Below are 8,791 nucleotides of genomic sequence, written 5' to 3' on the forward strand. Positions count from 1 at the left end.
GCTGGCTGCTGTTGTGTCTGTTCGAGGTCCAGCATCTGCTGGGCAGCGGCGGTGGCATCGAAGCGCGGCGTCTCGGCGCTGCTCATGAGCGTCCTTCGAGGTGGAGCGGGCGGGCGGACCCGGCGGCGAGGGCGTCGTCGATGATGCGTTCGTTGCGGGCGCTTTGCCAGGGGCGCGCGGTCTGGGCGGCCTCGCGCAGCAGGGTGCGCGCGGTGGGTTCGTCGAGGTGCCCGGCGGCCGCGAGGCCTCCGGCGGTGTAGGCGGCCTTGTTGAGCTTTTCGGTGAAGGCGGCCCCCTCGGGCAGGGCGGCGCAGTCGGTGACCTCCAGCAGCAGCGGGTCCAGGACGCGGTGCGCGCGCACGGGAGTCCTTGGCCGGCGGCTGCGGGAGATCGCGGGCCGGGAGGCGGCTGTCGGCCGCTGGATGGTGTGTCCGGTCCGCACGAGTTCCTCGCCCAGCCATTCAGGCACCGGCGCAGGCAGGTGGGAGGGCCCCTCCCGCAGGTAAGTGCCGTGCGTGGTGCGGGTGGTGGGAGCGACGATGTAGCCGCCGTCGGCTCGGACATCGACCTGCCAGGCCAGTGCGGTTTTGGTGCTGGCCCCGGTGGAGCAGCGAAACCGGATGGCGGGGTGGGGATTTCGGTACCACACGTGCAGTCCACCGGAGGGGGTGCGCACACGCAGCGTGCTGTCGTCGTCCGCTGGACTAGGCTGCCCCCGCAGTGCGGCCAGAAGCGCCAGGGTGTCGAAGCCGGAGGCCAGGCCATCCAGGTTCACCGAGTCATGGATGGAGATCCCGGGCAGGAGCCGACTGCGGTCGGGGACCGGGGCGGCGTGCGCGTCGATATCGATGACGATCAGGTCGGCGCCGCCACAGGCCACGCCGACGCCCCAGGAGGGATGAGCGGACCACCAGGCGTCGATGCGCGCCGTGCTGGTCGTCGCGGCGTGGAATCCGTGGCAGGGGCGGCCCGCGGGGATGCAGGCGCATCCTGTGGGTGTGTGGTGCTTGTCCTTGCAGGCCGGGCAGTTGGCGGCCGGTGTCTTGCGTCCGGTTGCCAAAGGATGGACCGGCCAGCCCTGTTTGGCGCACCAGCGGGCCACGGCGTGAGGTGCGGCTGCCCGCGCAGTGGCGGGCACTCTCGTCACGTCGGGGCCGGGCACGCGTCTGTCCTTCGGAGAGGGTCTTGTTCTGCGGTCCCCCACTTGCCCTGGCCCGGGCTGGAACGAGGGACCAAAGGGACTGTAGGGACTGGCTTTCGGAAGAGAGTGTAGGACCCCCGTGCCGCGGCCGGGCGCCGCTCCCCCGCGTGGCGCCGTATGTGTTCTCGGGTCCCTACGGTCCCTTGAGTCCCTGAAGAATCACCAGACTGTGCGATACCTGACCGCAATGCCCTTAACGGGAGGGTCTGGAGGGACCGTGATTCACCTATCGGCCGTCGTGAACAGGCATGGGCGGCACAGGGGCTCAACCAGTCCCAACTGACGGGCACTTCCCACCTGGGCTCATCCTCGGGCCCTCGCCAGGCGGTACCCGCTGCTGCTACTGCCCTCCGGGCAGGGCCTGAACGGGGCGGCCCCGAGGGCTGGCCCCTCCTTGAGTCCCTGAACATCCCTGCAGCTCAGGAACGGGATACGGCACCCGGGAGGGACTGAAGGGACCAGGAACTGCAATTATGAGCGACCTACGTACGGATCCCTCAACAGATGCGTACGCGCGTATCCGCACACAAAACTCGTTCATAATTCCCAACTTGAGTCCCTTGGGTCCCTTCTTGACGTCGTTTACTGCCGTGACCTGCATGTTTACAAGGGACTGAACAGCAGGGGCTGAACGTACAGAGACCCTCCTCACGAAGTGGGGGTCGCGTCGGCGTAGTGGTGGGACAGCCCCTTGCTGCCCTCGGCTGTGAAGCCTGGCCCCGGGTGATCGCAGGCTTTCACCGCCCCGGAGACGTCATACGGGGCTGCGCGGCTGGCTGTCGGCTTGTGTCCGTCAACCGGACAGTGAGCCTCTTCAGAACGGCCACCGATCGGGTGACGCCGGGAGCAACAGCCGGGACCAGTACGGCGGCAATCTCCCTGCTCGGGAGCGTCGTCAACACCTGCCACGGCATCACTCTCACGAGGCACTACTGAAGAAGCTCAGTGCTGGCGCATCTTCACGGGGATCTCTCGGCGCCATCTCGCGCGACTGGTCGAGGAATTGGCGGTGCCGCGGCAAGCCGGGATCGAGGGCCGTCGCCATGCTGCACGAGGCGGGGCTCGGAAGCGGGCCGCAGGCGCCGGGGCCCGTCACCAACTGGTCTTCGTTGGCCGGCTGTCGGCGACGGCTACCTGGGCCTGAGCCGCGACCACGGCGGACAGGCGATCACACTGTCAGTAAGTGAGTCAGGCTCACCAGCAGAACCACCAGTCACATTCTCACTGTCAGTAATCATCCACCGCCACGTCCAGAGGCTTTGTTAGGGCCCGTAAGCCCTGCCATGAGTTCCGCGAAGGCGCGGGCAGCGTTGTCGGAGGTGAAGAGGCGGTCGAGCCTGGCGCGGGCCAGGCCTCGGTGGAAGGAGCCCGAGTGGGTGTCGTCGCCAGCGTCGTGGAGGGTGCGGGTCAGCCAGTGGGAGAACTCTTGGTCGTTCCAGACACGGCGGAGGCAACGCTGTGAGTAGGTGTGCAGGCCGGTGTCGTCGTGATTGAGGAGGGAGTCCCGGATAGCGCGGACGAAAAGGTCTGCGTCGTGGAGAGCGAGGTTCATGCCCTTGCCTCCCAAAGGGGAGACGATGTGGGCGGAGTCGCCGACGAGGAAGAGGCGACCGTACTGCATGGGATCGTGGACAAGACCGCGGAGCCGGAAGACCTCGCGGTCGGTAATCAGGCCGGGAACGAGGGCGGGGTCGGCGAGCCGGGTGCGCAGTGCCTCCCAGATGCGTTGCTCGGGCCAGGCGTCGGGCTGGTCGTCGGGCGGGCACTGGAGGTAGTAGCGGCTGGTGTGCGGGCCGCGGGCGAAGTGGGCGGCGAAGCCGTACGGGCTGACGGCAAAAAGAGGGCGGGCCGGGGGCGGCGCGTCGGCAAGGATGGTGAGCCAGCCGATGCCGTGATCTAACGTGTGGGTGGTGAGGACGCCATCGGGGATGGTGGCACGGCTGATGCCATGCTCACCGTCGCAGCCGGCGACGAAGTTGCAAGTGATGGCACGCAGTGTTCCGTCAGCGGAGCGGTAGCGGACGGTCGGATGGTCGTCGGTCAGGTCGTGCAGGGAGATATCCGCAGACTCGAAGCGCAGGTCACCGCCCTCGGCGAGGTACACGGCGGTGAGATTCTGGACCAGCACCTGCTGCGGACAGAGACTGGCCGCAGGACCTTCGGAGCCGTCGTCACCGGACACCAGGTGACTCTCGCCGTCCACCCGGACCTCCAGGAGGCCGTCGGACGGGACGCCTCCGAGGACTTGGTCGGCCAGCCCCCATGAGTCGAACAACTGGACGGCGCGGGCTTCGACGATGCCGGCCCGCTGCCGCTGCGCCACGTGCTCACGGGTCTGGCGTTCCAAGATGACACAGTCGATGCCACTGCGCCGCAGCAAGTTGGCGACGGTCAGACCGGCTGGGCCCGCACCGATCACCACGACGGTCGCGGACTCCCGCAACCTCGCATGTCCTTCCTCCACTTGACCACCTCCAGTATCAACATGGCTGGATATCGAACGTTCGAATCGTTGATTCGGTTGCGAGGGCTTCACCAATTTTGTTGCTACCTCCTCTTCTTTCCCTTATCTGTCGGCGGATTTTGGATGGCAGGGGCGGGCGGTACTGTCGAGGGGCTGTTGACGCTTTGTGATGTGTTCGTTCGAGCCGGAGGAAGCATTTCCTTCATGTCGCCTGGAACGCTTCGGATGCTCGCCGGAGAACTGTTGTGTGGGGAGGTGATGCTGAGTGCGCCCGTTGGACTCGCGCCAACCATGGAGACGGTCGACTGCGACTGAGGGCCACCAAGACCTGACAAATCAATCTGAGATTCGAGAGCTCCAGGGTTGCCGAAGAAATGCTCTTTGCGGTCCTTTTGCTTCGCCGCTTCTTCTACCCTTGACGGACCTGTTGCCGACATTGCCGCCAGCGTACTTATTGCCATTGCGGCGGCATTAGCGATCGGATTCTCGCCCGCCTGGTAAATAGCGGCCGCTATTACTGCTCCCATGCCGATGCCCTGCAGAGCGGTCTTACGTATGTCTGGTAGGGCCGCTCGCAATCCAGCATTCTTTGCGGTCTCCCGAGCAGATGTTCCATAATTCATCATGTCCAGGAGTTGCGTCAGGCTCATCGTGACATTGCCTGCAATCTTCACGACTTGGGACGACGGGTTGCCTGACTGCTGGAGCGACTCCGCCACAATCATTAGGCCAGCGGCAACGCTCTTGATGGCAGTCTGAACCTGCGTTCGTTCTGCCATGCCCAAACCGACAACTCGTGCAACCTTTACACTCCAACCATTGATGCCCTCGAAAGTCGCCTTTGCGATGGGGCCGTCGTTGTCACGGAAGTTCAAAACGGGCAAATTTTGAGTTCCAACAGCCGAGTTACTGCTGGATTCCGTTCGAGAGCGCCTGATCATGGGGGATGCAAAGGAAGATTCAGCTCCTGGAAAATTTCCTTCAATGAGCGGTCGCTTGAATTTTGCAACAGCCCTTCGGGTTAACGTAATTTGTTCGGCCACCTCTTCGAAACTAGACATTCGTGGCGGAGTAAAGGTGACCTCTCTGTTGGGCCAGTCAAACTGGACACCGATCTCGTTTCCGGCTTCTTCTGCGATCGGGTCTTCCTGGACTGACGCCAGGGCATGGCGCGGTTCTTCTGGCATATCAGATGTCCTCACACGTAGACTCGACCCCTGCGGTAGAACTGAACGGCCCTGCTACCCGAACGGTTCACGACCAGCCAGAACGGGCACGTTTTTCGCCGAAAACAGGCTCGGGAACGGGCACGTTCCACTGGTCTGACACGGCTGCTGTAGTTCCGATCATGGCTGGTCCTGGAGTTCGTGTCGACGCTGGTGGCAGGCTTGCGCGACGGCTTTACGGTGGCGGTGCCGGGCCATCCAGTGCGCGTGTCCCGCTTTTCGGACGGGTGGGTGTGAGGACCAACGCCTGAAGAAGCCGGACAAGTCCAGGACAGGTCAGCAAGACGGGGCCGGTCCTGCGGGGCCGACTGTGATCGTGGCAGAGACTGTGAGTGCGAGGACGGCTGAGGCAATCAGGGAGAACAAGGAGCAACGCGTCCAGGAGTTCCAGCAGGGCACCTGGCCTGCGTCCAGTCCGGTGAAGGTCCTGCCGAGCTGGAAGGTCCTCCTCGATCCGCATCTGCGGCAGATCACGTCCGCGAGTTGGACGAGGGTGATATCGTCCTGGCCGCCCGTCGACACCGATACACTGACAAGCTCTCCTTCTTCCGCTGCTAGACACCCGATATAAGCCGGTTCGTGAGCCGATGCCAGAACGCCCTGATGATGGCGCGCGCCTTCGACCCCGACCGTCGGTCTCCTTCGCAGCCCATCAGGTGACTCATCCCGTGCTGGCGGCCCACTGGACACATTTCCTACCCCCCGGCGACCGCCGGCGGGCTCACTTGGAATCCAGCCGCCCAAGGGGATGGTCATCGGCGAGGACGGACCGGGCCGTCTCCCAGTCGGTGTCGTCGATGCCGGTGACGTGCCGCAGGTAGGCGAGAGTGACCTGCTGGACAAGAGCGACGCGGCCGGGATCCTCGTCGGTGGTCTCCGCCACCTGGTAGCCGGAGATGCCACCGAGGAAGTGTTCACCACCGAAGACAGTGAGCAGGCTCTTGTTGCCGCGACTGAGGGCGTAGGGGTCGGTCGTCCAGGCCGGCCCTCGGGTGGAGAGCGGAAGGTCGTCCTTGTCTCCGGCGACGACCAGACCTGGGGCAATAATGTGGGAGAAGTCCTGGTCGCACAGCCACGGAAGGTTTTCCTGGGCGAAGGGAGTCAGTTCGTCACCGCCCTTGCCAGCGGTGGCCAGCTGGATGCTGGCCAGGACCCGGGAGTCCGACAGATCTTCGGTAATGCCGGTCTGCGGGTCCTTGACTCGCAGACCCACAAGGATGCCTGCGGTCTGGCCGCCGAAGGAGTGCCCCGCGGCGACGATGCGGCTGTGGTCGACCTGGCCGGCCAGGCCTGGCACGGACGCCTCCAAAATCTTGAACTCGTCCAGGACGTGCTTCATGTCCTGGACGCGGTGGCGCCACATCTGAGGTTTGCGGGGATCGTCCGCAGCCAACCCGAGCCGCCTGGAGTCGAGGTGGGTGGCCTGGATGACCACGAAACCGTGAGAGGCCCAGTGGTCGACCAGGGGCGCGTAGCCGTCCAGGTTCGAGCCGAATCCGTGTGCAAACAGCACGATCGGCAGGTCGCCGCCGGTGACCGGGGCAGAGACCCGTACGTGCAGATCCTCCCCACGCTGCGGTACGGCCAGCACGAGCGGCTTGACCGCAACGGTCGGGGTGGACGCGGGGCCAGTGAGACCGGTCGTCGGATGTGTAGTCATGGGTGTACCTCTTCGAGGTGGAGTGGTATATGAGGTGGATCATGGCGGTTCTGAGGTTGAGCATGCGTTCGGCGTTGAGGTGGCCGAGCTTCGCCCTGCCCTGCTCATGAAGGGGAGCAGTGTCGACAAAGGCGCGAGCGCCGCCGGTCCCGCCGAAGGAGCCGCAGCAGTCGACACCGCCGAGGCCGCGGGCATCAGCGTCATTGGCGGCGGTGGCGGCGCCGTAGGGAGAGTCGGCGCCGAACATGACCCGGTCGGGCCCCAGCACATCCACCGCCGCGGTCAGCATGCGGTGGCTGTAGAGTCCGCCAGCGGTGACGGAGGGGTTGCCTGTGATGTAGTCCAGGACTCGGCGCTGTAAGTGCGTGGCGGCGGTGCTGAGCAGGTCGGCGCGGTCGGCGAAAGGCACGAGCATCTCGCCCCAGTGGCCCAGGATGATCTGCAGGTCGGGGTGGCGGTCGAAGGTGCCAGCCAGGATGAGACGGAGCGTCGCCAAGCCGGCTTCCGAGTGCCACCCCCAGCCTCCGGTGGATAGCAGCATGCTCGTCATCTGATCGAACCCGCTGTAGGCGGCGTCGATGAACTTCATGAGGGGCATAGCCGGGTGGATATACAGCGGCACCCCGAGGTGAGCAGCAGCCTCCAACACGGGGCGGAAGCTCTCGTGGTCGAGAAATGTTTCGCCCGTGCGCGGGAACAGCATCGCACCGACATGGCCGAGGCCCGTCACGGCGCGCTCCAGCTCGGTGGCGGCCGCCTTCGGGTCGGATGTGGGCAGTGTGGCGAAGGCCGCGAAACGGTCGGGGTGACGGTGCGCGGCGTCCGCGAGCACATCGTTGGCCTCCCTGGCGAGCGGGACGGCCACTTCCGCGGGCAAGGGCTGGGTACCGGGGGTGGTGATGGAGAGGACCTCCATGTCCACACCACTGGCGTCCATGCGCGCCAGACGCTCCTCGCCGACATTGAGCAGACGGAGATTGACCTCCCCCTGACTGCTCATCTTGTTGACGGTCTGATCGCCACCCCACTTGAGCAGGGCTCGACGTAATTCGGGGGTCCAGGCGTGCTCCTCGACGCCGATCACCCGCTGGGCCGGGGTGATGTCCTCACTCACGGGTGCTCCACTTCGTTCGAGCCGTAGCCTGCTGGGGACGTATCGGCAGGAAAGCCCGGCGGGGCTCATATCGGATACGCTAAAACCTGACGTTGACGTCAAAGGCAAGTAGATGTGACGCAAGACATGCGGACGTGGAGGCGGGAATGCGCATCGGGGAACTCGCCCGGAAGACCGGAGTCACCCCCCGGGCCCTGCGGTACTACGAGGAGCAGAACCTGCTCGTTTCCGAGCGCAGCGACAGCGGTCAGCGCCATTATGCGGAAACCGCGGTCGACCAGATCCGGCTGATCCTGGAGCTGTACGCCGCTGGCCTGTCCAGCAGAACCATCGCAGAGCTGACACCCTGCGTCATTGATGGCAAGGCCACGTCCGAGCTTCTCGACCGCCTGGCCCTGGAACGCGATCGCATCAACCAGCACATCGCGGACCTCACACGCACCCGGGACCGGCTTGACTCGGTGATCACCGGCGCCTCCGCCAGCATGCATACGGGCGCCCCCTGCCGACGACACACGGCCGTCTGAGGCCTACGCTGCTGGGCCGCCCGGCACGGGCAGATGCGCCGCACCAGCATGACCATTGCGATGAGCAGCGTGGACGACAGCCACCTCTTCCCAGCGGGACATCGCCGCGCATTCCGCGATACCCGCGGCAACCCATCGCCGAGGGGCCGGACGGTCAGAGCGTGAGCAGTCACTCGACGTGGAGGTGGCCTGCCTGACCCGGCAGATCCTCGTGCTCGCGGACCGCGCCTACCAGGGCGCGGGCGCCACCTTCCGCACCCCGCACTACCACCACAGCGAACAACCCGAGCACTACCAGCAGTTCAACCGCGACCTCGCCCGACTCCGTGCCCCCGGCGAGCGCGACTTCGCCCACCTCAAGACGCGGCGGCTCCTGCGGCGAGCCCGCTGTTCCACCCGCCGCATCGGCACGGCAGTCCGTGTACGGCCTGGACGATGGTGCCGATACGGTGGGTGGAGCTTCTGGTCCGCCTTGACATCCTCGCCGCCCTGAAGGACGGCGATTCCCGCCTACCGCGCCGTTGAAGGCTGCGGTGTCGAGTGGGTTCCTGCTTCGCCGCGCGGCGCCGGGGCGAGTCCCGGTCTTACCTGCGCTCCAC

The 8,791-nt window shown here is 65.6% G+C and carries 5 protein-coding genes and 3 pseudogenes; 3 read left to right on the forward strand and 5 right to left on the reverse strand.

Translation table 11 applies throughout. From position 1 onward, the window contains the following. Positions 1 to 82: 82 nt before the first annotated feature. Entirely contained in the window at positions 83 to 1,102 is a 1,020-nt protein-coding gene (locus EHS43_RS29065) for a bifunctional DNA primase/polymerase (RefSeq protein WP_125193701.1), read from the reverse strand. A gap of 1,054 nt (positions 1,103 to 2,156) precedes the next feature. On the opposite strand from EHS43_RS29065, the pseudogene EHS43_RS48835 reads away from it, so the two are divergent. Next, a pseudogene (locus tag EHS43_RS48835) lies at positions 2,157 to 2,330 on the forward strand (IS5/IS1182 family transposase); the annotation flags it as partial. Between the two features lie 105 nt (positions 2,331 to 2,435). On the opposite strand, the gene EHS43_RS29075 reads toward EHS43_RS48835, so the two are convergent. From EHS43_RS29075 to EHS43_RS49005, 4 genes and pseudogenes are all read right to left on the reverse strand, one after another. Next, on the reverse strand, positions 2,436 to 3,665 hold the full coding sequence (locus tag EHS43_RS29075) for a 4-hydroxybenzoate 3-monooxygenase (RefSeq protein WP_260470762.1): 1,230 nt from the start codon (positions 3,663 to 3,665) through the stop codon (positions 2,436 to 2,438). 83 nt (positions 3,666 to 3,748) lie between these two features. Next, positions 3,749 to 4,852: a hypothetical protein gene (locus tag EHS43_RS29080; protein ID WP_125193697.1), complete on the reverse strand. Its 1,104-nt coding sequence runs from the start codon at positions 4,850 to 4,852 to the stop codon at positions 3,749 to 3,751. A 760-nt stretch (positions 4,853 to 5,612) separates the two neighbouring features. Continuing rightward, the gene (locus tag EHS43_RS29085; protein ID WP_125193698.1) at positions 5,613 to 6,551 is read right to left on the reverse strand and encodes an alpha/beta fold hydrolase; all 939 of its coding nucleotides are present in this window, start codon (positions 6,549 to 6,551) and stop codon (positions 5,613 to 5,615) included. 112 nt (positions 6,552 to 6,663) lie between these two features. Then, positions 6,664 to 7,734: pseudogene (locus EHS43_RS49005) on the reverse strand (amidohydrolase family protein); the annotation flags it as partial. A 77-nt stretch (positions 7,735 to 7,811) separates the two neighbouring features. On the opposite strand from EHS43_RS49005, the gene EHS43_RS29095 reads away from it, so the two are divergent. Both EHS43_RS29095 and EHS43_RS29100 read left to right on the forward strand, forming a co-directional pair. Beyond that, positions 7,812 to 8,192 (forward strand): MerR family transcriptional regulator, encoded by a 381-nt coding sequence (locus EHS43_RS29095; protein WP_125193700.1) that lies wholly within the window; start codon positions 7,812 to 7,814, stop codon positions 8,190 to 8,192. Positions 8,193 to 8,379: 187 nt separating this feature from the next. After that, positions 8,380 to 8,685: pseudogene (locus tag EHS43_RS29100) on the forward strand (transposase family protein); the annotation flags it as partial. Positions 8,686 to 8,791: the final 106 nt, after the last annotated feature.

Source organism: Streptomyces sp. RP5T (assembly GCF_003933965.1).
In the GTDB taxonomy this organism is placed as follows: Bacteria; Actinomycetota; Actinomycetes; order Streptomycetales; family Streptomycetaceae; genus Streptomyces.